General features: G+C 36.4%; 19 protein-coding genes and 1 pseudogene. 16 read left to right on the top strand and 4 right to left on the bottom strand.

The annotated features are described in order from the left end of the window. Nucleotides 1-22 precede the first annotated feature (22 nt). Nucleotides 23-439: an Hg(II)-responsive transcriptional regulator gene (gene merR / locus Q4493_RS07735; protein ID WP_077283660.1), complete on the bottom strand. Its 417-nt coding sequence runs from the start codon at nucleotides 437-439 to the stop codon at nucleotides 23-25. A gap of 230 nt (nucleotides 440-669) precedes the next feature. On the opposite strand from merR, the gene Q4493_RS07740 reads away from it, so the two are divergent. The 12 genes and pseudogenes from Q4493_RS07740 (at nucleotide 670) to Q4493_RS07795 (ending at nucleotide 14,751) form a co-directional block, all read left to right on the top strand. Further along, nucleotides 670-1,008, top strand: coding sequence for a hypothetical protein (locus Q4493_RS07740; protein ID WP_077283658.1), 339 nt, complete (start codon nucleotides 670-672; stop codon nucleotides 1,006-1,008). A gap of 218 nt (nucleotides 1,009-1,226) precedes the next feature. Beyond that, nucleotides 1,227-2,270 carry a hypothetical protein gene (locus Q4493_RS07745; RefSeq protein WP_303451160.1) on the top strand — a complete coding sequence of 348 codons (1,044 nt, stop codon included), beginning with the start codon at nucleotides 1,227-1,229 and terminating at the stop codon, nucleotides 2,268-2,270. Nucleotides 2,271-2,727: 457 nt separating this feature from the next. Further along, nucleotides 2,728-3,087, top strand: a complete 360-nt coding sequence (locus Q4493_RS07750) for a hypothetical protein (protein WP_303451163.1) — start codon at nucleotides 2,728-2,730, stop codon at nucleotides 3,085-3,087. Between the two features lie 147 nt (nucleotides 3,088-3,234). Then, nucleotides 3,235-3,759: a DUF411 domain-containing protein gene (locus Q4493_RS07755; RefSeq protein WP_085301222.1), complete on the top strand. Its 525-nt coding sequence runs from the start codon at nucleotides 3,235-3,237 to the stop codon at nucleotides 3,757-3,759. Further along, on the top strand, nucleotides 3,759-5,216 hold the full coding sequence (locus Q4493_RS07760) for a TolC family protein (protein ID WP_303451166.1): 1,458 nt from the start codon (nucleotides 3,759-3,761) through the stop codon (nucleotides 5,214-5,216). The genes Q4493_RS07755 and Q4493_RS07760 overlap by 1 nt, the downstream gene beginning before the upstream one ends. Next, nucleotides 5,216-7,021 carry an efflux RND transporter periplasmic adaptor subunit gene (locus Q4493_RS07765; protein WP_303451169.1) on the top strand — a complete coding sequence of 602 codons (1,806 nt, stop codon included), beginning with the start codon at nucleotides 5,216-5,218 and terminating at the stop codon, nucleotides 7,019-7,021. Before Q4493_RS07760 ends, Q4493_RS07765 begins: the two co-directional genes overlap by 1 nt. A gap of 18 nt (nucleotides 7,022-7,039) precedes the next feature. Beyond that, nucleotides 7,040-10,153, top strand: a pseudogene (locus Q4493_RS07770) (efflux RND transporter permease subunit); the annotation flags it as partial. 776 nt (nucleotides 10,154-10,929) lie between these two features. Then, complete coding sequence (locus tag Q4493_RS07775; RefSeq protein WP_303451172.1) at nucleotides 10,930-12,771, top strand: 2Fe-2S iron-sulfur cluster-binding protein; 1,842 nt, start codon at nucleotides 10,930-10,932, stop codon at nucleotides 12,769-12,771. 22 nt (nucleotides 12,772-12,793) lie between these two features. Continuing rightward, a complete protein-coding gene (locus Q4493_RS07780; RefSeq protein ID WP_303451175.1) occupies nucleotides 12,794-13,108 on the top strand; it encodes a hypothetical protein in 315 nt (104 codons plus the stop codon). 60 nt (nucleotides 13,109-13,168) lie between these two features. Continuing rightward, nucleotides 13,169-13,702 carry a cytochrome c gene (locus tag Q4493_RS07785; protein WP_303451177.1) on the top strand — a complete coding sequence of 178 codons (534 nt, stop codon included), beginning with the start codon at nucleotides 13,169-13,171 and terminating at the stop codon, nucleotides 13,700-13,702. 53 nt (nucleotides 13,703-13,755) lie between these two features. After that, nucleotides 13,756-14,220 (top strand): nuclear transport factor 2 family protein, encoded by a 465-nt coding sequence (locus Q4493_RS07790; RefSeq protein ID WP_303451538.1) that lies wholly within the window; start codon nucleotides 13,756-13,758, stop codon nucleotides 14,218-14,220. A 27-nt stretch (nucleotides 14,221-14,247) separates the two neighbouring features. Then, nucleotides 14,248-14,751 carry a nuclear transport factor 2 family protein gene (locus tag Q4493_RS07795; protein WP_303451181.1) on the top strand — a complete coding sequence of 168 codons (504 nt, stop codon included), beginning with the start codon at nucleotides 14,248-14,250 and terminating at the stop codon, nucleotides 14,749-14,751. Nucleotides 14,752-14,862: 111 nt separating this feature from the next. Here the strand turns inward: Q4493_RS07795 and Q4493_RS07800 are convergent, their stop codons facing one another. Together Q4493_RS07800 and hutI are read right to left on the bottom strand one after the other, a co-directional pair. Beyond that, nucleotides 14,863-15,567, bottom strand: coding sequence for an ABC transporter substrate-binding protein (locus Q4493_RS07800; protein ID WP_303451183.1), 705 nt, complete (start codon nucleotides 15,565-15,567; stop codon nucleotides 14,863-14,865). 118 nt (nucleotides 15,568-15,685) lie between these two features. Then, nucleotides 15,686-16,915: an imidazolonepropionase gene (hutI, locus tag Q4493_RS07805; protein WP_303451184.1), complete on the bottom strand. Its 1,230-nt coding sequence runs from the start codon at nucleotides 16,913-16,915 to the stop codon at nucleotides 15,686-15,688. 147 nt (nucleotides 16,916-17,062) lie between these two features. Here hutI and hutU point away from each other — a divergent pair, with 147 nt between their 5' ends. Genes hutU through Q4493_RS07820 form a run of 3 tightly spaced genes read left to right on the top strand, consistent with a single transcriptional unit; the run spans nucleotide 17,063 to nucleotide 21,403 of the window. Beyond that, nucleotides 17,063-18,775, top strand: a complete 1,713-nt coding sequence (hutU, locus tag Q4493_RS07810) for a urocanate hydratase (protein ID WP_303451187.1) — start codon at nucleotides 17,063-17,065, stop codon at nucleotides 18,773-18,775. A gap of 2 nt (nucleotides 18,776-18,777) precedes the next feature. Further along, nucleotides 18,778-20,322, top strand: a complete 1,545-nt coding sequence (hutH, locus tag Q4493_RS07815; protein ID WP_303451190.1) for a histidine ammonia-lyase — start codon at nucleotides 18,778-18,780, stop codon at nucleotides 20,320-20,322. Nucleotides 20,323-20,347: 25 nt separating this feature from the next. Beyond that, entirely contained in the window at nucleotides 20,348-21,403 is a 1,056-nt protein-coding gene (locus Q4493_RS07820; RefSeq protein WP_303451192.1) for an arginase family protein, read from the top strand. A 4-nt stretch (nucleotides 21,404-21,407) separates the two neighbouring features. On the opposite strand, the gene Q4493_RS07825 is transcribed toward Q4493_RS07820, so the two are convergent. Next, nucleotides 21,408-22,109: a UTRA domain-containing protein gene (locus tag Q4493_RS07825; protein WP_303451195.1), complete on the bottom strand. Its 702-nt coding sequence runs from the start codon at nucleotides 22,107-22,109 to the stop codon at nucleotides 21,408-21,410. 326 nt (nucleotides 22,110-22,435) lie between these two features. On the opposite strand from Q4493_RS07825, the gene Q4493_RS07830 reads away from it, so the two are divergent. Continuing rightward, a complete protein-coding gene (locus Q4493_RS07830) occupies nucleotides 22,436-25,045 on the top strand; it encodes a TonB-dependent receptor (RefSeq protein ID WP_303451198.1) in 2,610 nt (869 codons plus the stop codon). Nucleotides 25,046-25,119: the final 74 nt, after the last annotated feature.

A 25,119-nucleotide genomic window follows, 5' to 3' on the forward strand; every position in this document is an offset into this window, starting at 1 on the left:
TTTTTTAAGAGAATTAGAAAGGTTATTTTTCTAAAAAGCCTTTTTGAGATAATCCATCGATGAAGCCACAGTGAGTAGTATCATCAGTATGACAAGTTGATATTAAGTCATCCAATGCAGCTTGAATCGTGAGCAAGCCAGCGATTTTCTGTTGGATTTCGTTCCGTTTTTCTTTTGCTAAGCTTTGAACATCACCACAATGTTGATCACCTAAAGTTAACAACTGCTTTATTTCCTCTAACGAAAACCCAAGCTGTTGAGCACGCTTTACGAATCGAATTCGATCTACACTTGTATCAGGGTAGTGACGAAAACCGCCTAACGGCTTTTCAGGTTCGACAATTAAGCCTTTGCGTTGATAATGCCTTATTGTCTCAATATTTACATTAGCGGCTTTTGCGAGTCGGCCAATGGTTAATGGTGGATTGTTTTTAGTCATTTATACTGCCTTTAAATTAGTTTGTATTTATAGTGCAGAATTGAAAAAGGTATTTAGTAGTAAACGTACTATAAACTGTTTTTCATATTACCAAAAGTGGGATTTAGTTTAATAATAGGCAAGTCTTTGTGTGCTTGGTCATGTGGAGTCAGGCCACATCAAAGAGTTCAGCAATCACGATTATGAACGAAATGGATTTACTTTGAATAGATAGTAAATTCGCGTAGCGAATGTGTACCAATAATACTTACTCGTCAAAAAGGCTTTCGAAAAAATTATCTATTCCGCTTGGCCAAAGCCAAGAAATGTTGTCCTATGTTGTTTATGGCTGTGATAGTTATGAACAGTTAATTTCATTGCTGAAGTCTGACTCCTTTGAAAATCAAAATCTGATATTGGCGGCTTTACACTCAAATGCGGAACTCTTCCTGTTAAAAATCCTCAATACTGATATGAATAATATTTTATCTCGTTTTAATGAAAGAGTTGAAAATACAAAAATAAATGAAAATATCGTAGTTGAAGTTTTTGCTATTGAAACAACTGATTTTAAATGGAAAATAAATTAAAGTCTTTTTAAATTATGCATATACGTATAATTCCTTCCTGTTTACAACGACATTGTACTCATTTATATTTGCATTTAAGGCTGAACGGACAGCCTATGCCTACACATATTTATAATTAAGTATGAACGATGAAGCGGAGCATCCGTAAAAATTTGGTTTTCATAATTAACAAACTGGCGTTAGTAGGCTGTTGTTTGTTTTAATTTATGGATAACTAGATGATTTCAGCTCTAACCTTAAATCACAAATTGAGACTTCAATCGAAATTTCTCGCTAACTCACTCAATATACCTCAGGCTCATGGTAAGGATTTATTAGCCAGGGCAATCTATTGCACACCAAATTATGATTCTTTAACTGAAATACTCTTTCAAGAGATGTGCGGTACGAAAATATTTGGGACAATTCAACATCATTGGTTAAAGTACCTTCTGATCTGTGAATGTGAGGATCAATTGCTTATTGATGAACTACATAAAAGCATTGAGTTTATGGCAAAACGCCTTGAAGGAATGGTAGTAATTAATGTAAGCAAGGTTCGATTAATTTCTATTATTTATGAGCTATTCGGTTTAGGAGATGAATCGAAATACATTATTGCTGCGCCAAGTGAGTTTAGTCTTGACTGGAAACCTTATTTTAAAACGTTGAACAATAACGAAGCCGTTCTTTATTGTGATTTCAGAATTAATCAAATTGCATATCGACTCATTGCCACTACATTTTATCCGAAAAATTTTAGAGAAAATAATTTTGATAAATCATTAGTTAAAAATCTAAAACAGGATAACGAAGATTCAGAAATTGCCATAGCTGAAAGTCCATTTATAGACGAGCATAAAAGCTGGTTTTTAAATACGGTTAACTTTTTTACCAATTTCGATTCATTTTGTGATGATGAAGTTCCTTATGTGTATAGCATTGAGGGAAAAAGGTACGCGGTATATGGTTTTCCTTTATCCCCAAGTTTAACAGAAGGAATCAACAGTAATTTACCAACACTTAAAATATCAATTAGAGATATTTTAGAGAAGCAGGTTTTTATATTTTATTTTGAGCAGCAAAGGCTGATATTCGAATGTATTCATGTTGAATCACCCGCTATGTCTATGATCAATTATTGTGAATTTAGTAATGGCGTTAAAGAAATACTGCTAAACCATAAAGACGCACGAAAATTCCCAATCATTCTTCATCAATCATATTTCTCCACAAGTATTCGACCATTTTGTGATATGGATTACTTGGAGAATTCTATATGAATGAATCATTAAGAGAGTAACCAATAGAGTCGTCTGTTGATAATGTCAAAATGAGGGTTTACTTTTGTTGATTCATCTGTAGTGGTAAAGCAATCTCGCTACCTGTTTTGTAAAAATACTTATCAAAGCATTTAGTAATAATGCGTTAGGGGATTTAGATATGGGAGCTATTGTGAGAGGCGTTTATGAAAAAGCACAAGGAAAATCAATATCAATCAGTGTTGTTGATTAAGAAAAGTATTTCAGCTAGAGCTATCGCTTTCAAATATCTATGATAATCGTGGCTTTCTGTCAATATATTAAAGTTTCTTACCATTAATGTGTTCTGGTAAGTACTTATAAACTTATACATTGTTTTAAAATTAATTTGTTGAAAAATAGCACTTGTTATGTGAGTATGTAATTAATTGAAATATTTTGTTGGTTAGCTGTGAATTCTAATTTCTCCAAAACATTAATGGTACTGCTAGTCTGTTTGACCTTTGTTTGTCAAGCGGTCGCGTCTACTGTTATGTCTTATCATATGATGAGTATGAAGGGAGATGGTGGGCAAGAACAAATGCAAACTATGTCAATGATGGATCATAGTGACCACTCTATGATGAGTCATTCGTCTGATGACTCAGATGAAGAAAAAGATGACTGTTGTGTTAATAGTTGTAGTTGCTTTACTGGAGGGTGCTCAAGTATCGCTGCGCTAATGAAAGATACAAATGATAGTCTGTTTATTGATTCATCATCAAAAATATTCTCATATTTATACTTGGCTCAAAGTCAATCCTCATCCTCTCTATATAGACCTCCCATATTAAGCTAAATACAGAATAATTGCGCCTAAAATTTGGCTCACTTATATGAAAATTATCTGTATTAGGCTTTTTGATCTCTGCGTTTAAGTATTTTAAGCAAAATCAAGAATAACCTAATCAATTCAAATATTAATTGATATCCCTTTGGGGGGGTTATGTTTTCCAAAAAATTTACGTTAAAGGCTGTTGCTGCCTTTACTTTAGTCATTGCTATTGCAAGTTGTTCAAAAGAAGAAGTTTCAGTGACTTCATCTAAAACACAAAATGCTAAACCTCATCCTATTCTTTTAGAGGTTTATAAGAGTCCTACATGTGGTTGCTGCAAAAAATGGGTTAGCCATATAAATGAGCAAGGGTTCGAATCAAAAGTTCATAATTATCAAAACTTTACAGCGGTTAAAGAAGAGAAAGGAATAGAGCCTCGATACCGTTCTTGTCATACCGCTATATCAAAAGATGGTTATGCATTTGAAGGGCATGTTCCTGCCAAATTTATTCATAAATTTTTAAAAGAAAAACACTCTGACGATGTTATTGGATTATCTGTTCCTGCAATGCCAGCGGGAACTCCCGGTATGGAAGTAGGTGATAAATTTCAACCTTATAAAGTGTTATTACTTAAGAAAGGGGGCGCTTATGAGGTCTATGCTAGCGTTCAATCTTATGAGGAGCAGTTTTAATGAATAAATTTAAAAATATCAGAAGTTTAAGCGTGAAATACTGTGCGGGTATGTTAGCTCTTACAGTGCTAACTGCAAATTCTGCTGATATTCCTACTATTACTTCTAGTTCAGCCTTAACTTTTGAGAAAGCTATCAAGTCTGCGCAGAAGAATGATCCATGGTTAACGGGAAATGTTCATAAGCAAAATGCTATTGAAGCGATGAGTACAGCCGTAGGCACGTTACCAGATCCGAAAGTATCTATAGGGTTAGCCAATTTACCTACAGATGGCTTTGATTTTGGACAAGAGGGAATGACACAAGCGAAAGTTGGCATATCTCAAATGTTTCCTCGTGGGGATACATTGTTGATTAAACGAGAACAACTCAAGATTGAAAGTGAATCATTCCCGTATCAACGAAAAGATCGAGAGTCCAAAGTAGCTGTTACTGTTGGTAGCCTTTGGTTGGATGCATACAGAGTTCAAGAAAGTATTGCTTTAATTGAAAAAAACAGAACACTTTTTGAACAGTTAGCGGATGTTGCTGAAGCAAGTTATTCGTCTACTTTAGGTAAAACAAGGCAGCAAGATATTGTAAGAGCGCAATTGGAGCTTACAAGATTAGAAGATCGTTTAGATGTCTTAAGACAACAACAAAACCGCTTTGAAGGTATGTTGTCTCAATGGTTAACAGAGTTTTCTATAGAGAAAAGTTCTCAAAGTGAAACTTATGTAGACGATGATTTTAACCTTCATAATATCGTTTTGACTAAGCAATTACCTCAAATTGACCTAGTAAATAGCAATATAGTTCTTACAGATAGCTGGTTACGCCCTAGTGAACTGGCAAAGTATATTGCTAATCACCCTTCACTTGTCGCAGTTGAAAAGAAAATTAAATCAACAAAAACTGGAATTAAATTGGCAAAGCAAAAATACAAACCTGAGTGGGGAGTTAATGCTAGTTATGGTTACCGTGATGATGATCCAATGGGAAATAGTCGAGCGGACTTGTTCTCTGTAGGGGTTACTTTTGACTTGCCGCTTTTTACAGATAATAGACAGGACAAAGAAGTTAAGTCAGCTATTTCAAAAACAGAAGCTATAAAAACTGAAAAATTATTATTGATGAGGAAATTGCTCGCATCATACTCCAGTGCAAAAGGGCGCTTACTTCGATTGAAAGATAGACAGAACTTATACAAAGACAAGCTACTGCCTCAAATCCATGATCAAGCTGAAGCTTCGCTAACAGCCTACACCAATGATGATGGTGACTTTGCCGAAGTAGTTCGCTCACGAATCGCTGTATTAAATGCGGAAATAGATGAGTTAACGCTTAATGTCGAAGAGCAGAAGTTATTACTAGAACTTAATTACCTTTTTATAGGCAGCAGAGAACCTGTCGTTAGTAACAAAAATATGAATTTATCAAATAATAGTGGTTTCACTGTTATTTCGGGAGAAGAATAATGAACAACAATATTAAGCCAATAGTAATTGGCATGGTTATCGGTGGCTTTTTAACATTTGGGGTTTATAGCTTTATGACCCCTACAAAGAGTGGAGAAGCAAGCTCTGTTGTAACGGCTGAAAATAAGCCGCTTTATTGGGTAGCTCCAATGGACGCGAACTACAAAAGAGATAAGCCAGGAAAATCACCAATGGGTATGGATTTGGTACCTGTATACGACGATGGTGGTAAAGGACCTGATGAAGGTCCCGGAACCATTCGTATCTCTCCTGATGTTGTAAATAACCTCGGTGTAAGAACGGCAATAGTTAGTTATAAATCATTACACACTGAAATAAATACCGTTGGATATGTTGCTTATGACGAAGATAAGTTAGTTCATATCCATCCACGTGTACAAGGATGGATTGAAAAACTATATGTTAAGGCTGTTGGAGATCCTGTTAAGAAAGGACAACCTCTTTATGAAATTTATTCCCCTGAATTAGTTAATGCTCAAGAAGAATTATTATTAGCGTTAGATCGTAAAAATAGTCGATTAATTAGTGCTGCTGAAAATCGATTGTCAGCACTACAACTTCCACAATCATCAATTGTAAAACTGAAGAAAACAAAGAAAGTACAGCAAACAATTACTTTTTATTCTCCACAAAATGGCGTGGTGGAAAATTTAAAAATACGTGAAGGATTCTTTGTTAAGCCAGGCTCTACCTTGATGTCAATTGGTGATTTATCGGAAGTATGGGTTGAAGCTGAGGTGTTTGAGCGTCAAGCGGGTCAAGTCAAAACAGGCACCCCAGTAACCATGACGCTTGATTACTTACCAGGAAAAACTTGGCAAGGAAAAGTTGATTATATTTACCCGACACTAGATGCAAAAACTCGCACCGTAAAAGTACGTCTTCGTTTTAAAAATGAAGAGGGTGAGTTCAAACCTAACATGTTTGCTCAAATTGCAATTCACACAACGGGTGATGAGCAAGTTTTGTTGATCCCTAAAGAAGCACTTATTAGAACAGGAAACCAAGATAGAGTTGTTCTCGCCCTTGGTGAGGGGAGTTTTAAATCAGTAGCTGTTTCTGTAGGGCGATACGATAGTGAAAGTGTTGAAATACTTGAAGGATTAAGTGACGGGGAAAAAGTGGTTAGTTCAGCACAGTTCTTATTAGATTCAGAGTCAAGTAAGTCTTCAGACTTCAAGCGTATGAATAGCGTTATTGCTGATGCAGATGATTCAGTACCTTCTTCAGTGTGGGTCTCGGCACAAATACAAAGTTTGATGGCTAATCACAAAATGTTGACATTAACTCACGATGCAATACCTGAGTGGGATTGGCCAGAAATGACAATGGATTTCATTGCCAATGATTCAGTTGATTTCTCACAGCTTAACGAAGGTCTTAACTTACATGTAGAAGTGACTAAATCATCAAGCGGAGACTATCTGGTGACTAATATTCATGTCCCTGATGAAAGCTCTAACAATGATACAGCAATAGAGACAGATAGCGATGTAAGCTCTGCCACAGTAACAGGCACAATTAACTCATTAATGATTGATCATGGGATGATCAATATTAGTCGTTCTGCTATTGAGAAATGGAGTAGACCTGCTGCAACGGTAGATTTTATTACCGCAGAAGGAGTAAGTTTATCACCGTTTGAACAAGGAATGGAGGTTAAGTTTACCTTTGAGATCCGTAACGGTAACTTTGTCATTGTTGAAATTTTTCAACTAATTGAGAGTGAAAAAGCTAATAGTTCTTCAAATGAAGAAACTGTTGTTGATCACTCAAACCACTAGTGTAGGAGTATACTACTAATGATTGCTTCTATAATTCGTTGGTCAGTTGGTAATCGGTTTTTCGTATTACTGGCGACATTCTTATTGGTTGGCGTAGGTTTGTACTCAATCAACAAAACCCCTATTGATGCACTACCAGATTTATCTGATGTGCAAGTGATAATTAAGACAAGTTACCCTGGTCAAGCACCACAAGTGGTTGAAGACCAAGTGACGTACCCTATGACTACAGCAATGCTTTCTGTACCAGGCGCTGTTACCGTAAGAGGGTATTCTTTCTTTGGTGACTCTTATGTCTATGTCATCTTTGATGAAGATACTGATTTATATTGGGCACGTTCCAGAGTGCTTGAATATTTGAGTCAAGTAGCACCAAGCTTACCGAGTGAGGCAAGACCACAATTAGGCCCCGATGCTACGGGAGTTGGCTGGGTATATTTATATGCTTTAGTGGATAAAACAGGCCAACATGACTTAAGCCAATTACGTAGTATTCAAGACTGGTTTTTAAAATTTGAACTACAAACTGTGCCTGGTGTTTCTGAAGTTGCAGCACTTGGTGGAATGGTTAAGCAATATCAAGTAAGAGTCAATCCAGATAAATTAAGAGCATTTGGTATTCCTTTATCGTTAATTCAAACAGCGATAAAGCAGGGCAACCAGGAAATAGGTGCCTCAGTTGTAGAGATGGCTGAAGCAGAATACATGGTTCGAGCAACAGGTTATTTAAAAAATGTTGATGATTTAGAAAATATCCCCTTGGGGGTTAACCAAAATGGTACACCACTACTGTTGAAAGATGTTGCCGAAATTGGTACTGGACCACAAATGCGCCGTGGTATCGCCGAACTTAACGGAGAAGGTGAAACCGTAGGCGGTATCGTAGTCATGCGCTTTGGTGAAAATGCTCAACAAGTGATAAATGGTGTTAAAGATAAGCTTGAACAACTTAAAAAAGGTTTACCTGACGGTGTTGAAATTGTTCCTGTTTATGATAGATCTGCGTTAATTGAAAGGGCAGTAGATAATCTATCTTATAAATTACTAGAAGAATTCGGTGTTGTTGCTCTTGTATGCATAATTTTCTTATTTCACGTGCGTTCATCTTTAGTGGCAATTTTTAGTATTCCTGTTGGAATATTAACAGCTTTTGCTGTGATGCATTGGCAAGGGCTGAATGCCAATATTATGTCATTAGGTGGTATTGCCATTGCTATTGGCGCAATGGTTGATGGTGCAATTGTCATGATTGAAAACATGCATAAACATATGGAGAAAACACCATTAACTAAAGAAAACCGATGGCAAATTGTAATTGAATCAGCAAGTGAAGTAGGTCCAGCATTATTTTTTACATTACTGATCATTACCGTTAGTTTTGTTCCTGTGTTTACCTTAGAAGCTCAGGAAGGCCGAATGTTTGCTCCTCTTGCTTTTACTAAAACTTATGCAATGGCTGCATCAGCGGCACTTGCTATTACCTTAGTGCCAGTTTTAATGGGGTACTTTATCCGAGGTAAAGTACTTCCTGAGCATAAGAACCCGGTAAATAAGGGGTTAACTTATATTTATATGCCAGCCTTGAAGGCTGTTTTACGTTTTCCAAAATCAACCATTTTAGCCGCTTTAGCTGTTCTTGCTGTTGGTATTTATCCACTTGATAAGATTGGTAGTGAATTTATTCCACCGCTTGATGAGGGTGACTTAATGTATATGCCTACCACGTACCCTGGTATTTCTATAGGTCAAGCAAGGCAGTTATTGCAACAAACAGACAAGCTAATTAAAACGATTCCTGAAGTAGAGACTGTGTTTGGTAAAGTTGGCCGTGCTGAAACTGCAACAGATCCTGCGCCATTGACAATGATTGAAAGCTTTATTCAATTAAAACCCAAGGAAGAGTGGCGTGAAGGCGTTACTACGGAAAGCTTAAAAAAAGAACTGGATACTTTAGTTAAATTGCCTGGTGTAACCAATGCGTGGGTAATGCCTATAAAAACACGTATTGATATGTTAGCAACAGGGATTAAGACCCCTGTTGGAATTAAAGTAGCGGGACCTGACTTATCAGTAATTCAAGATATTGGTAAACAATTAGAAGAAGTCTTGAAAGATGTTCAGGGTACTGCATCTGTTTACTCTGAACGGGTTGCGGGTGGTCGTTACGTTAAAGTTGATATTCATCGTGCAAAAGCGGCTCGTTATGGTTTAAATATTGCTGAAATTCAACAAGTGGTTGCTACGGCTATTGGAGGGATGAATGTTACTAAAACTGTTGAAGGGTTGGAACGCTACCCTGTGAACTTACGTTACCCGCAGGATTATCGTAACTCTCCAGAGCAACTTTCTTTATTACCGATTGTTACGCCTAATGGTCAAAGGATTTCATTAGGCGATGTTGCTCATGTCTTTATTGAAGATGGGCCTCCGGGTATTAAGTCAGAAAATGCACGATTAAATGGTTGGGCATTTGTTGATATTGAAGGGGTAGATGTAGGAACTTACGTTGTTGAGGCAAAAAAGGTTGTCGCAGACAAGTTACAGCTACCATCTGGCTACTCAATAAATTGGGCGGGCCAATATGAATATATGGAACGCGCAAAAGCCAAATTAACTTACGTTGTACCATTAACGCTTTTCATTATCATTATTCTATTGTATCTAAACTTTAGAAACTTCATTGAAGTTGCAATGATTATGGGAACTTTACCACTTGCTATGGTTGGTAGTATCTGGTTGATGTATCTCGAAGGGTATAACTTTTCAGTTGCTGTTGGTGTCGGTTTTATTGCGTTAGCGGGAGTTGCTGTAGAGATAGGCGTCATAATGTTGGTTTATTTAAATCAAGCCTATAAAGAAATGATTACGGATCATCAAGAAAGAGCTATTTCAACCTCTAAAGCTGATGTACTTCAAGCAGTGTTACATGGTGCTGGCTTACGAGTTCGTCCAGTAATGATGACCGCTGGTACAGTCATTGTTGGTTTATTGCCTATTTTATATGGTACAGGTACTGGCTCAGAAGTGATGAGTCGTATAGCTGCGCCTATGGTGGGAGGTATGTTTAGTGCCGTTATTTTGACCTTATTGGTTTTACCAGCACTATTTTATTTATGGCGTGCTAACTCATTAGAAGACAATGATAAAACTAAAAAGAAGCCATTTAGCTTATTAAAAAGTAGCCGTAAATATCATAAATGGTTAATGCTGTTTTTAGGTTCGCAATTTGTTATTTGGTCTGTTACAGGGGCTTATATGGTGTTTTTTGATATTGATTATATTCATGGTGATACCTTGGTAAAGAACCATCAAACTAAAATTAATACAAATAACATTAATTTGTCGTTAAAAGACATCAAGAAAATCTATCCGGACGCTGAAAAAGTTAGCCTTGGTAAGTTTATTGATAAAGAAGTTTACCGCTTTACGGTTAAAAATGGAGATAAAGAAGAGTTTTATTTGCTTGATGCAAGTAATGGCGAGTTATTAACACCATTAAATAAATCTTTGGCTATTAAAGCAGCAAAACATTCATTTACAGGTAGTGATGAAGTGGCAAGTGTAGAGTTGATCACAGACAATCCTCCTTTTGAATTAAGTAGGAGGGTGCATAATGCACTGCCTGCATGGAGAGTCAATTTTACTGACTTAGGAAGTCCATCCATATATATATCAGCAACGAACGGCAATTTACTAGCAAAGAGACATGAGTTCTGGCGTATTTTTGATTGGATGTTTAGGTTTCATGCGATGGATTATGAGAAAGGCGAAATTGATAATTCCTTACTTTTTTGGGTGACTTTATTCAGTATATTAGCCGCCCTAGCAGGTTTGGTATTAACGTATTTTAGAGTATTTAAGCCATCTAAACTTGATGATGAATTATTGCTTAATGGGGAGGCTAAATAATGATTTTAATTAGAAAGATACATAAATGGGCTTCTGTGATAGTTGGCATTCAGTTTTTATTATGGTTGTTGAGTGGCATTTATTTTAACTTAATGGATCATACCAAAGCTGCGGGTCATACGTATAGAAGTCATGCGCACCATCAGACTGAAGTTAATAATAACAACTTTATTGATTTAAAGGAGGTATTGAATAATTTTAAACCTGCAATCTCAATAGAGCCTACCTATATATTAGGGCAAGCATACTATTTATTAACTCATCAAAAAGGGCTATATAAAAACTTTAAAAATCGTTATAGCTTAGTTAATGCATTAACTGGTGATAAAGTGGTTATAGATAGCACTTTAGCATTAGAAATTGCAAAACAATCGTATAATGGGCCAAGTGATACTAGCTCAATTAAACTCCTTCACCCGCCTATAGAAGACTTTCCAAAACAGAAGAATGCCGCCTGGCAAATAAACTTTGTTAACGATATTAATACAAGCGTATACATTGAGGCTGAATCAGGGCGATTAGTTGGTCATAGTGATGATCATAAACGCTTTGCTGGGATCTTTTTTATGCTGCATTTCATGGATTATGCTAATGAAGGAAGCTTTAATAATATTCAAATAATATTGTTCGCTTTTATTACGCTTTGGTTATCGTTCAGTGGACTTATTTGGACAGTAGATCTTGGCTTGCGTGGACAATATAGAATTAAATATTTTTCTAAATCACAAGGGGTTAAGCTATTTGACAAAAACCAAAAAAGTATGGGCACTGTAATACTATCTAACCATACTAACCTACTAGATGGGCTTATTGAGCATGATATTGCATTACCTTCAACTTGTGGTGGGGGAGGAACTTGTGGTCGTTGTAGAGTAATGATAAACCCTATGCTTAAATCAACATCAGCAGATCACGTACATTTTAGTGATAAAGAGTTACAGCAAGGTTATCGTTTAGCTTGTCAGCATTTTAGTACGGATGTAGAACATATGACTTTAATGGATGTGACGGAAGCTAAAAAACATACCTTAGTATTATCTGAAAGTCGTTTTTTAACTCCTTTTATGAAAGAGTTACGTTTTAAAGTACTAGGTGAAGTTCCTATATCTTATAAAGCTGGTGCATTTATGCGATTTTTTATTCCAGCAGGAAAAGGTGTCTCAATTCCACTAAATCTGCCTGAACATTTAAAAGCTAATTGGCACCATATAGAACAATTAGAGTATGAACATCTTGCATGTACACGTAGCTATTCATTAGCAGAGTCACCATTGGTCACGGATGAGTTAGTTTTTACAATTAAAATACAAACGGCCCCACAACATAAAACTTTACCGGGTGTTGGTTCTAGTTATTTATGTAACATGGCTGAAGGCACATCAATAGAGGCTATCGGACCTTTTGAAGAGTTTTTTGCTAAGAAAAATAGCCAAAAAACTATGGTTCTATTAGGTGCTGGCTCAGGAATGGCACCTCTAAAATCATTAATCGAAGAGCAAGTGGCTATAAAAAACATAGAAAATATTAATTTAAGAAATATTCATTTCTTCTATGGAGCACGCTCAGAAGATGATTTGCTTTATGCTGATGAGTTTTACCGATTCGCAGAAAATAATGAGAGTTTTCATTATTATCCAACTCTTTCGAAGCCTAGTGATGATTGGTTGGGAGCAACTGGCTATGCACAAGAAATTTTATCACTAAATTTTGAAACATTAGGACACATTGACGACTTAGAGTTTTATTTATGTGGGCCTAAAAATATGATGACAGAAACAATTAACTTCTTAAAAGCGAAGGGCGTTAAAGACAGCGCAATAGCTTTTGATGATTTTACCTAAACACTTTTAACTGGAGAAAAAAATGAAAAATTTTAGAAAAGTTGCTTTTATAGTAATACCTGCAATTACTTTATCAATTAGCGCAACTGCACATGATCCAAAACTACATGTAAAAAAAGCAGAAAAAGCTGATTGTAGCAAAATGGACCACAGCAAAATGGATATGAAAGATCCAGTTGCTATTGCCATGATGAAAAAATGTATGAAGCAAGCTGAGAAATCAAAAGGAAAGATGGACCATAGCAAAATGGATCACAGTAAAATGGATCACAGCAAAATGAAAAAAGATGAGCATAAAACAAAAAAGAAAGATGATCAAAACGAGCATAATCATTAATTAACTTTATTAGTCACTTAATACTTGTGTTAAGTGACTTCTGTCTCAAAAGGAAAGCGTATGAAAATATTTAAATTTCTATTACTGCTTGCTGCCTTAGGTGTAGGTGGTGGGGCTACTGTCATGTACTCAGGTATTGTTAATGTTGCAGCAGATGAGCCTCATAGTGATTTGGTCTTTTGGTTATTAGAACAAACCAGAGAAAACTCTATTAAAAAAGCTGCGCAATCTATTGAAGTGCCTGATTTAAGTGACCCTGAATTGTTACTAACAGGTGGTGCTGATTACGAATACATGTGTTCTAGTTGTCATTTAAAACCAGATCAAATAGAAAGTGATATGAGCTTAGGGTTATATCCTGTACCACCTAATTTGGCAGTTTCAGGTGAAAGCCATAAAGGAAATGAACAAGGTGATGAAATAGAGTCTGCTCGTAAGCATTTTTGGGTAATAAAACATGGTATCAAAGCATCCGGAATGCCAGCATGGGGTAAAACGCATGATGATCATCGTATCTGGGCAATGGTCGCTTTTATAAAGCGTTTACCGACTTTGACTCCTGAGCAATACCAAGTGCTTACAGCGATAGAATAACATCCAACTAAACTAAAAAAGGGAAAATAATGATAAAAAATAAATTTCCAATGATGATTGTCTGTTTAGCGGGGGTATTTTGGGGAAGTGTAAGTATTGCTCAAGATAATGCACACCATTCGGAACAAAAGAATGAAATGTTTATCGGTGTTGATTCATCTGCCGGAAGAGTGGTTACTCAATTCCATCAGGCGTTGAAAACAGGAGATAAAACTTCAGCGAGAAAACTATTGGCTGACGATGTGTTAATTTTTGAAGGAGGGAGAGTGGAGCGTTCTGCTGATGAATACGCTCACCATCATATGTTGTCAGATATGAAATATCTTTCTGCCACTCATAGTGAATCATTAGAGCATAATGTAAAAGTCATGGGTAACAGTGCTGTTTCGATGTCTCGCAGCAAGACCACAGGAACATACAAAGGAAAAGAACGTAATTACGAAGGAATGGAAACTATGGTATTAGAAAAACAGCATGGTGAATGGAAAATAGTCCGTATCCATTGGTCAAACTTATAATTTAAGTAAATAATAAAGGATAAAAGAATGATCAAATATATTACAGCAACTATTTTAGTCGTCATAAGTTTTGTTAGTTTTGCTCATGGCGATGAGAAATATCAAGACAAAGATAAACAGGCAATAATCGATATCATTTCGAGTATTAAATATGGTTGGGAAAATGGAGACGGTGCGCCATTTAGAAAAAACTTTCTTGATTTTAAAGGTGCTCGATATATAGAAGGTGGTGGACAAAATGCAGGGTTAGATTCATTAGTTGAACATCATGTTGAGCCTGAAAAAGATGCACTGGAATATTTGAAGCTGAATTTCAGTGATATTGAGGTTCATTTTGAAGGTAAAAACAAGAGCTTTGCTTGGGTTATTGCTGATACACGCGTGAAAGGAAAAGTAAATAAAAGTGGCCGTGAGTTTGATAAAAGTGGTTACCAAACATTTCTTTTTAGAAAAGTTGGTGATGTATGGAAATTAGTACACAGTCACTCTTCTAGCCGTGATTATAAACCTAAGAAAGAACATAAGCATTAATTTGTATTAGTTTATATATACTTCCTCAAAGAAATTTATCCGGTTAACTGTAGTAGCTCAGACCTGAGCTAACAGTTAACCGTTTTCTAGCGGTGTTTTGTCAGCTTAGATTTAATTAATACCATATCGTTTAAGTATCGTTTTATATCGATCTGTATTTTTGAGGTTTGACAGGGCTTGCTGATACTTTTCAACCAATTCAAAGTCAGTTGATTCACTAAAGAAAATTCCTATATCACCTGAAAGATCGTCAATTGTCATTAAACTTTCGACAAGTGTAAGGTCAATATTTTCTTTTTTGGCAAAGTATTTTAATACCATTGGGTTTTCAATAAGTAAATCAGTTCTCCCGATAAAAAAACGCAAGATATTTTGTTTATCTGAAGAAACTATGTGATGTTTATAACTATCAACAAAATTTAATGATTTAAAATAATTGTGACGCGATCCTTTTCGAACGACACCAAATGAATAGTTTCTAAGATTATTTATGTTAGTTAGTTTTATATCGTTTTTAGATTTGAATTTGTAAATGTTTATAGGGAAATGAGATATTGAGCCTATATAGTATTCATTCTTGAATTCAGTTTGATTTTTTATCAAACTGATAAATAACTTATTCTTACCTTGCAAGTGTGCTTGTTTAATTCTTGCGACTGGTTCTATGACGATTTCAAATTTATCGTCTGTTTCTTTAAATAAAAGGTTAAGGATGTCAATTGCTATGCCAGAGTACACTTTACTTTCATTATTGTATGATGACAGGAAAGGCTCATCATTTAAATGAACATTAATTGTGTCTGCATTAACCAGCATACTTATAAAAATACTACAGAGAGTTGCTATGTGTTTTTTAATTTTAATTTTTCCACATTAGTTCAATTTACTATACAAGTTAGGGAGTCGTATTTTTCAATGTCAGAAAATACGATAGTTACGTAATTAACTCTCCTTCCTTATAAAGCGATAATAAATAATTAACACCAAATTGATAAGATAGCTCTGAAGGGTGTTCGATATCCCAATTGGCTATGTCTGCATTCAGACCTTCTTCCAATTTACCTGTTGTGTTTTCAATACCTAATGCTTTTGCTGCATTGCATGTGATTCCAGCTAACGCTTCTGTTGGAGTCAACTTAAACAGTGTACACGCCATATTTAACATTAACAATATTGAATTAATAGGTGATGTGCCTGGATTTGAATCTGTCGCTATCGCGATTGAAACGTTATTATTTCTTAACAATTCAATAGGAGGAGTTTTTGTCTCTCGGAGAAAATAATAAGCTCCAGGGAGTAATACTGCAACCATACCTTTTTCTGTCATTGCATTTATTCCCTCTTCATCAATGAATTCTATATGATCACTTGACAGTGCATTATATTGTGCAGCTATTTTTGTTCCGCCTATATTTGATAACTGCTCAGCGTGAATTCTTACTTTCAAATCATTTTTTACGGCAGCTTTAAATACTTTTTCAGTTTGTTGAATGTTAAACCCAATGTTTTCACAAAATACGTCCACAGTTTCAGCGAGTTTTAATTTCGCTATTTTGGGGATCATTTCTTCTGATACAATTCTTATATAATCATCGGGGTTATTTTTGTATTCTGGGGGAACAGTATGGGCACCTAAAAATGTCTTGTGAATAGATAAAGGTGAATTCTTATCTAACATTTTAGCAACGTTCAAAATCTTTATTTCATTTTCTAAATCGAGTCCATATCCAGACTTGATTTCAATGGTAGTTACGCCTTCATTTTTTAATGTATTGAGTCTTTTAAGTGCACCTTCATAAAGTTCATCTTGGCTAGCTTTCCGTGTTGCTTCGACGGTAGAAATAATACCACCACCAGCCCCTGCAATTTCTTGGTAGCTTTTACCTTTTAAACGCATTTCAAATTCTTTCGCTCGATTAGAACCGTATATTATGTGTGTATGACAATCAATTAATCCAGGTGTAATCCATTGTCCATTGCCGTGAACGACCTTTACTTTATCAGGGTTATAATTGGGCAAATTGCCTTTTTTACCAATCCATAAAATTTTTCCACTACCAATAGCAATTGCACCGCCAAGGATTTCACCATAATTTGAACTGCTGTTAGTCATTGTTGCTAGATTAAAATCAATGAATAAAATTTCCCAATTATCAGAAGTCATATGATTTAACATTTTTTAGGAACCAATGGGTTAATCTTACATATTATTGTTGTATATACAACAATAATATGTAATTGTATATACAACTTGGTGGTGGCTTAAAAAACTACGAGCTGCATTGTGTTTTCTATAATTAAGGATCTTTCCATGAACTCAACTAACTCTTTACAAGATACTCGAATAGATAATAGCCGTGTAGTTAGAGCTGACAGAGGCAGTAAAATTACTGCAAAAAATTGGTTAACGGAAGCTGCTAAGCGAATGTTAATGAACAATTTGGATCCTGAGGTTGCAGAACATCCACAGTCATTAGTTGTGTATGGTGGAATTGGTCGTGCAGCGCGTAATTGGGAATGTTATGACAAAATCATTGAGGTTTTAAACCGTTTAGAAAATGACGAAACTTTAATGGTGCAATCTGGAAAACCTGTAGGCGTTTTCAAAACTCATGCCGATGCACCACGCGTATTGATTGCTAATTCTAACCTTGTACCAAATTGGGGAGACTGGGAGCACTTCAACGAGTTAGATAAAAAAGGCTTAATGATGTATGGTCAAATGACCGCTGGTTCATGGATATACATCGGTTCACAAGGCATTGTCCAAGGTACTTATGAAACATTTGTTGCAATGGCAAAACAACATTTTGGTGGCAATGCCAAAGGTCGGTGGGTACTTACAGGTGGTCTAGGTGGTATGGGGGGTGCTCAACCACTAGCAGCGACGATGGCAGGGTTTTCAGCACTTGTTGTTGAATGTGATGAAACTCGTATCGATTTTCGTATTAATACACGCTATGTTGATAAAAAAGCAACATCACTAGATGAAGCATTGGCGATGATTAATGATGCTATATCTAAAGGAGAAGCTATATCAGTAGGTTTGTTAGGTAATGCCGCTGATGTTTTTCCAGAATTAGTTAAACGTGGTATCACTCCAGATGTAACAACTGATCAAACATCTGCTCATGATCCATTAAATGGTTATTTGCCGCAAGGGTGGACCATGGAGTATGCCGCAGAAATGCGTAAAAAAGATGAAGCAACTGTAGTAAAAGCTGCTAAAAAATCAATGGCAGTACAAGTACAAGCAATGCTTGATCTACAAACGGCTGGCTCAGCTACAACAGACTATGGTAATAACATTCGCCAAATGGCAATGGAAGAAGGTGTTAAAAATGCCTTTGACTTTCCTGGATTTGTGCCTGCTTATGTGCGCCCATTATTTTGTGAAGGCATCGGACCTTTCCGCTGGGTGGCTCTTTCTGGCGACCCAGAAGATATTTACAAAACCGATGCCAAAGTAAAAGAATTAATTCCTGATAACCCTCACTTACACAACTGGTTGGATATGGCTCGTGAGCGCATTGAATTCCAAGGCTTGCCTGCACGTATTTGTTGGGTCGGTTTAAAAGACCGCGCTCGTTTAGCCTTAGCTTTTAATGAAATGGTAAGAAATGGTGAGCTTTCAGCGCCAGTAGTTATTGGTCGTGATCACTTAGATTCAGGCTCAGTTGCTTCGCCTAATCGTGAAACTGAAAGTATGTTAGACGGCTCAGATGCAGTTTCAGATTGGCCATTACTGAACGCCTTACTTTCTACTTCGGGTGGTGCTACCTGGGTAAGTATTCATCATGGTGGTGGTGTTGGCATGGGCTTTAGTCAACACTCTGGCGTTGTTATTGTAGCTGACGGTACTGATGCAGCCGCTAATCGCTTAGGTCGCGTACTTTGGAATGACCCTGCAACTGGTGTTATGCGCCATGCTGATGCCGGATACGATATCGCAAAAAAATGCGCGATTGAGCAAGAACTAGACCTGCCAATGATTGATGGTGCCAACGGCAAAAAAGGAATTTAATCATGACAATCATTAATAAATTAAACATTACTCCTGGAGAATTGACACTAACCCAATTACGAGCTGTAACTAAATACGATGGAATTAAGTATTCACTTGATGAGAGCGCTTTCGGTTCAATAAATAAAAGCGCCAAGGCTGTACAGAATGTTATTGAAAAAAATCAAGTAGTTTATGGTATTAACACGGGTTTTGGTTTACTTGCCAGTACGCGTATAAAAAATGACGAATTAGAATTGTTACAACGTTCTATTGTGCTTTCTCACTCTGCTGGTTTTGGCGAATATATGGAAGACTCTACTGTACGCTTAATGATGGTGTTAAAAATAAATTCATTATCTCGTGGCTTTTCAGGTATTCGTTTAGTGATTATTCAAGCATTAATTACCTTACTTAATGCGGAAGTTTATCCATGTGTACCTAAAAAAGGTTCTGTAGGGGCATCTGGCGATTTAGCGCCCCTTTCTCATATGGTTTTACCATTGCTGGGCGAAGGAGAAATGTCACACAAGGACGAGGTTATTCCAGCCCTAGAAGGTTTGAAAATTGCTGGATTAGAGCCATTAACTCTAGCGGCTAAAGAAGGATTAGCTTTACTTAATGGTACACAAGCATCAACTGCATTTGCTTTGGAAGGATTATTTCATGCTGAAGATTTGTATGCGGCAGCTACAGTTATTGGTTCAATGTCTGTTGAAGCGGCACTAGGCTCTCGTGCACCATTTGATGATAGAGTTCATCAAGTTCGTGGTCAGAAAGGCCAAATAGACTCCGCTATGGCTTATCGTCATCTACTGTCAGCAAATTCTGAAATAGGGGATTCACATATTGAATGTGAAAAAGTTCAAGATCCTTATTCATTGCGCTGTCAACCCCAAGTGATGGGCGCTTGTTTAACACAAATTCGTCAAGCATCGGAAGTACTTCATATAGAAGCAAATGGTGTTACAGATAATCCATTAGTGTTCGCTAATGAAGGTGATTTTATTTCCGCAGGTAACTTCCATGCAGAGCCTGTTGCTATGGCTGCTGATAACTTAGCTATAGCTATAGCTGAAATAGGTTCTTTATCTGAACGTCGTATGGCGCTACTAATTGATGCAAATTTGAGTAAATTGCCTGCATTTTTAGTTGAGAATGGCGGGGTAAACTCCGGTTTTATGATTGCCCAAGTGACTTCTGCCGCATTAGCGTCTGAAAACAAAACGCTTGCGCATCCTGCTTCGGTAGATAGTTTACCAACTTCGGCTAACCAGGAAGATCATGTTTCTATGGCTGCATTTGCAGGTCGTCGTTTAGCTGACATGGCAGAAAACACAAACGGTGTTCTTGCTGTCGAATACTTAGCCGCCGCACAAGGTCTCGATTTTAGAGCACCATTAAAAGGCTCTGATAAAATAGAGTTGGCAAAAGCAATATTACGACGCTCTGTTAGCTTTTATGATAAAGATAGGTATTTCGCTCCTGATATCGCCGAAGCATCTGAAATTATCAGTGATGGTGAATTAAGCATGTTAATGCCTGAAGAATTATTACCTAGTCTTTAATAACTATTATTAAGAGTAAACACATATGCCTTTAGTCTCATCAGATAATCACTATTTAAAATCCTACATAAGAAAACGTCAAGGGGAAACTTGCTTAGGAGAGGTTATTCATTCTTTTGATTTATCAGGTGAAAAGGATTATGTTGCCAACTTAAAAGAATTAAAAGGTAAAGGTGTGCGTTTTATTCTTCTTGGGATCCCTGAAGATATCGGTCCTAGAGCTAATATGGGTAAACCAGGTGCTCATAAGGGCTGGCACGCCTTTCTAAGTAAATTTTGCTCGTTGCAACAGAATGAATTTATTAAAGGTGAACAAATTGCCGTTATGGGGCATATAGACTGCCATGATTTACAAGACTTAAGTGTAAATTTGGATCCTAACACCGGTGAACATTTAAATCAGTTACGATCACTTGTGAGCATGCTTGACGAAAGAGTGTTTAAAATTTGCCAATTAATTTTTAACGAAAGTCTAACACCAATTATTATCGGAGGTGGGCACAATAATGCTTACTCTATATTAAAAGCTGCAAGTATAAGTTATGGCTCGCCTCTGAGTGCTATTAATTTAGATCCGCATACTGACTTTAGAATGCAAGAGGGACGGCATAGTGGAAACCCTTTTAGCTATGCTGCTCAAGAAGGTTACTTAAAAAATTATTTTAATATAGGAATGCATGAGTTAAAAAACTCATACGCTAATTTAGAAGCGCTAAAGTCTAACGGATTCAAATGGCTTAGTTACCAAGATATTTGGGTGAGACGGGAGCATGATTTTGATTCTGCAATAGAAAAAGGAAAAAACTACTTAAAAAAGAAAAAGTTACCTTTTGGAATTGAATTAGATGTCGATTCAATTTCATTAATGCCTGTAAGTGCATATACAAATTGTGGAATTCAAGTAAAGGACGCTGAATATTATACCTATTCTTTAGGTAAGGAAAGGTCTTCTTGCTACTTACATCTAGCTGAAGGTGCACCAGAACAACACCCTAGTAATTATGATGCAGGTATTAGTGAGGTAGGGCAAGTGTATTCTTCATTGGTGATTAGCTTTATTCAAGCAAAACAGGGACTTTAATACTTTACTTAAGATGTATACTACTTGTTAGCTTAAATCTATCAGCAGGATGATATAAAACAGCGTAACTTATAGGATGTCCGTTTGATAATGTAATTCTAGTCACTTTTAAACAAGGAACGCCGTCTTCCAATTTCAAATTATGTTTTAAAATTTTTGTTGGTGTGATGGCTTCTATTGTAATTTCAGCATCAGTTAACGGAGCAACGGAACATAAATATTCATTTACAGTTGTTTTACTGAAGTCTTGTTCTAAAAATAATGGAACTTCTTCAGCGCTCACATACCTTTCTTCTAATTGAAGTGGAATGTTATTTTCCAAATGAACAATTATAACTTTGAACACTTTTTTATTATTTGCCTCTAATGTATAAGCTAACTCACCATTTGGAACCAAAGTTAATTTACTCAGCACGGTCATACTGTGAGTATGGCCTCTTGATTTTATTTCCTCAGATATATTTCTAATTTCCAATAATGAGCTTTGAGCTTGTGAAGGTTCAACAAACGTACCTACGCTAGGAACTCTTTTTAATAAACCTTGTGACACAAGCTCTTCAATAGACTTTCTAGCGGTCATTCGGCTTGCTGAAAACTGCGTAGCTAACTCCGTTTCAGAAGGGATTTTAAAACCCTCAGGCCATTCTAAGGATGACAGTTTTTTATTTATATAGTCAGCAATGACTTTATATTTCGGTAAGTTCATAAATTTTAAATTTTCGTCAATATGATTCTAGGCAGTGTGCCCAATAAACTTGATTTACGTTATTTTAACAGTATGTAAACTCCCTGTATATACTAGCGGGTAAATCCTTTATTTAGAGAGTGATTCTTTTATAATTTTTAATAAAACACAAGAAGAAAATACCAAAACATTAATTTAAAAAATACTGTTGTATATACAGCGATATTATTGTATAAAGTTCATACAATAATAAAAAACTACTAACTAAAATCAGAGAGAGTAATAGTATGAAGCACTTTAAAAATAACTTAAGCCCGATTACAAAGGCTTTGTTGCTAGGTGGTATTATGTCTTTTCCTGCATTAGTCAATGCAGAAGAAGCCAATGAAGAAGTTGAACGAATTGAAATAACAGGTTCAAAAATTAAGCGAGCTGATATGGAATCAGCTAGTCCAGTTTCTGTTATTACCGCTGCTGAAATAAGCATGTCTGGTATTTCAAATGTTGAAAACTTATTACAAGAAATGTCTTTTTCAGCAGGTGTTGCTGGTAATGCGACCAACGCTTATTGGACAAGTGGTGGTTATGGTACAGCACAAGTAAACCTTCGAGGAATGGGAATTAAGCGCACGCTTGTTTTATTTAATGGAAGAAGAGTTGTTGGAGGGGGAACTGGAGCAAACAGTTCTGTCGATTTAAATATGGTTCCAACTTCAATGGTTGAGCGTATTGAAGTATTAAAAGATGGTGCTTCGGCAATTTATGGCGCTGATGCTGTTGCTGGTGTAGTAAATATCATCACTAAAAAGGATTTTGAAGGTGCAGAGCTTAATATTAAAGCTGGTATTACTGACGAAGGGGATGGTGAAAACCAAGATATTAATCTTACCTTAGGTGGAGATTTTGAACGAGGTAATGCAGTTTTAAGTTTAAATTACACTAATACTGAAGCCGTTCGTCAATCAGATCGTATCGATTGTGCTAAATTTGGTACAGAAGAAGGAAAATTTCAATGTTTTGGTAGTGGCACAACTGAAGGGGGTAGAGCATTACTTGCAGATGGTAGTCAGGTGCAATTTAGCCAAGATGAGAACAATGGTGATGCATATGGTCCATACAATAGTGAAGAGCATGGGTTTGAATGGATCCCTTATTTGAATGCTGTTAGTCCTATGGAACGCATCAATATTTCAAGTTTTGTTAACTATGAAGTGAATGATTCAATACGTTTATTTACAGAAACTATGTATACAAAACGTAAAGGTAAGCAAATTGTTACGCCTCGCAATGGGTTTGCAGGTATAAAAGTATCTCAAGATTTTACTTATAACCCAACTGGTCAAGATTTAGAGTTTCAAAGTCGCCGCAATACAGAGTTAGGTGCCCCCTTCTTTTTCCAAGAAACTGATACTATTCGTATAGTATTAGGCCTTGAAGGTGACTTTGATAATGGTTGGGGATGGGATTTTGCTTTTAATTATGGCAGAAATACAGGAACAGACGGATGGACTTTTGATATCGACCCAGCTAAAGCTGCACAGACTTTAGATGATAGTATTTGTACTTATGATAATAGTAATGGTATTCCTTGTGGGGATTGGTTTGGTGTAAACCAGCTAGATCAGGGTGTTATAGATTATGTAAAGTATCGCCGAGAAGGAACAGGTGGTAATGAGATGCGTAGTTGGACTGCTAATATTTATGGTGATTTATTTGAATTGCCAGCAGGTGTATTAGGGTTTGCTGCTGGTGTAGAACACCGAGCTGAAGATGGGTGGCGTGACCCTGATTCAACTGTGTTAGCTAATGGTAATGAAGATCCTATTAGTGGTAGTTATGATGTAAGTGAAGCATTCATCGAGTTATCAGTTCCGTTATTAGCCGATATGCCCTTGGTAGAAAACTTAACGGCAGAAATGGCAATGCGTTATTCTGATTACAGTACGGTTGGTGCTGAATCTACGTATAAACTTGGTATTACTTGGAAAGTTAATGATGCATTAATGATCCGTGGTGTGCAGTCTACAGCATTTCGTGCTCCCGTTATCACTGAGTTATTTGGTGGTACTAATGGAGAAAACTTAAGAACTATAGATCCTTGTGAGAATGCTACAGGGGTAATTGCTGCTAGTTGTTTAGCAGACGGAGTTCCTGCTGACTTTGTTCAAGACGGTACAACTGTTTTAACAAGTGTTGGTGGAAATCCGGAACTTGGTGCAGAATCAGCAGATACCACTACTATAGGTATTGTGTGGGAGCCTGAATTTGTTAAAGGTTTATCTACTACGTTAGATTACTTTAATATAGAAATTGAAGATTCTATTACTTCAGTAAATGGCTCTGATATGTTGAAGTTATGTTATGAAGATCCTGTAGGAAACTCACAATTTTGTGATACTTTTACTCGTCATCAAGTGACTAAGCAAGTTAATCAACTTCAGCAACGCCCTGTAAATGCAGCCGTAGAAAAAGTTAGTGGTATTGATTTTAATATTGCATATAAATTTGAATTATTTGGTTATGATGCCAAAACAAATTTGGATGTGACGCGTTTATTAGATCATGAAAGTACACCTTTTGCTGGGCAGCCGACTATTGATAAGGTTGGGTATATCACTGAAGATCAAGGTAGTTATACAGAGTGGCGCAGTAACTTTAGCTTGTCATTAATAAGCGATGATTGGATGGCTAGTTATTCTCTGCGTTATATTGGTGGTGCTGATGATGTTAATGGAAATGACTTTGATCCTCTTGGTAAGTCTGTCGATTCAATAACTTATTCTGATATTTCAGCGTCGTATATGTTTAATGACGAACTGACTATTTCGGCAGGTATTGACAACTTATTAGATGAAGAAGCGCCTTATTTAACCTCTTGGAATGATGCTAATACCGATGTAATGACTTACGATTTACTCGGTCGTAGAGGTTTTGTAAAAATGTCTTATCGTTTTTAAAGCCCTTTGATAGCTTAAGCTTGTCACACCTCCCTGGGTGACAAGCTTTTTTTATATATGAAATAAAAGGTTAT

The sequence above is a fragment of the Colwellia sp. 1_MG-2023 genome (assembly GCF_030546755.1).
Classification (GTDB): Bacteria; Pseudomonadota; Gammaproteobacteria; order Enterobacterales; family Alteromonadaceae; genus Thalassotalea_H.

Coding starts and splice junctions, on each gene's coding strand:
- merR (WP_077283660.1), bottom strand. CDS start 439: ATGACTAAAAACAATCCACCATTAACCATTGGCCGACTCGCAAAAGCC.
- Q4493_RS07740 (WP_077283658.1), top strand. CDS start 670: ATGTGTACCAATAATACTTACTCGTCAAAAAGGCTTTCGAAAAAATTA.
- Q4493_RS07745 (WP_303451160.1), top strand. CDS start 1,227: ATGATTTCAGCTCTAACCTTAAATCACAAATTGAGACTTCAATCGAAA.
- Q4493_RS07750 (WP_303451163.1), top strand. CDS start 2,728: ATGGTACTGCTAGTCTGTTTGACCTTTGTTTGTCAAGCGGTCGCGTCT.
- Q4493_RS07755 (WP_085301222.1), top strand. CDS start 3,235: ATGTTTTCCAAAAAATTTACGTTAAAGGCTGTTGCTGCCTTTACTTTA.
- Q4493_RS07760 (WP_303451166.1), top strand. CDS start 3,759: ATGAATAAATTTAAAAATATCAGAAGTTTAAGCGTGAAATACTGTGCG.
- Q4493_RS07765 (WP_303451169.1), top strand. CDS start 5,216: ATGAACAACAATATTAAGCCAATAGTAATTGGCATGGTTATCGGTGGC.
- Q4493_RS07775 (WP_303451172.1), top strand. CDS start 10,930: ATGATTTTAATTAGAAAGATACATAAATGGGCTTCTGTGATAGTTGGC.
- Q4493_RS07780 (WP_303451175.1), top strand. CDS start 12,794: ATGAAAAATTTTAGAAAAGTTGCTTTTATAGTAATACCTGCAATTACT.
- Q4493_RS07785 (WP_303451177.1), top strand. CDS start 13,169: ATGAAAATATTTAAATTTCTATTACTGCTTGCTGCCTTAGGTGTAGGT.
- Q4493_RS07790 (WP_303451538.1), top strand. CDS start 13,756: ATGATTGTCTGTTTAGCGGGGGTATTTTGGGGAAGTGTAAGTATTGCT.
- Q4493_RS07795 (WP_303451181.1), top strand. CDS start 14,248: ATGATCAAATATATTACAGCAACTATTTTAGTCGTCATAAGTTTTGTT.
- Q4493_RS07800 (WP_303451183.1), bottom strand. CDS start 15,567: ATGCTGGTTAATGCAGACACAATTAATGTTCATTTAAATGATGAGCCT.
- hutI (WP_303451184.1), bottom strand. CDS start 16,915: ATGACTTCTGATAATTGGGAAATTTTATTCATTGATTTTAATCTAGCA.
- hutU (WP_303451187.1), top strand. CDS start 17,063: ATGAACTCAACTAACTCTTTACAAGATACTCGAATAGATAATAGCCGT.
- hutH (WP_303451190.1), top strand. CDS start 18,778: ATGACAATCATTAATAAATTAAACATTACTCCTGGAGAATTGACACTA.
- Q4493_RS07820 (WP_303451192.1), top strand. CDS start 20,348: ATGCCTTTAGTCTCATCAGATAATCACTATTTAAAATCCTACATAAGA.
- Q4493_RS07825 (WP_303451195.1), bottom strand. CDS start 22,109: ATGAACTTACCGAAATATAAAGTCATTGCTGACTATATAAATAAAAAA.
- Q4493_RS07830 (WP_303451198.1), top strand. CDS start 22,436: ATGTCTTTTCCTGCATTAGTCAATGCAGAAGAAGCCAATGAAGAAGTT.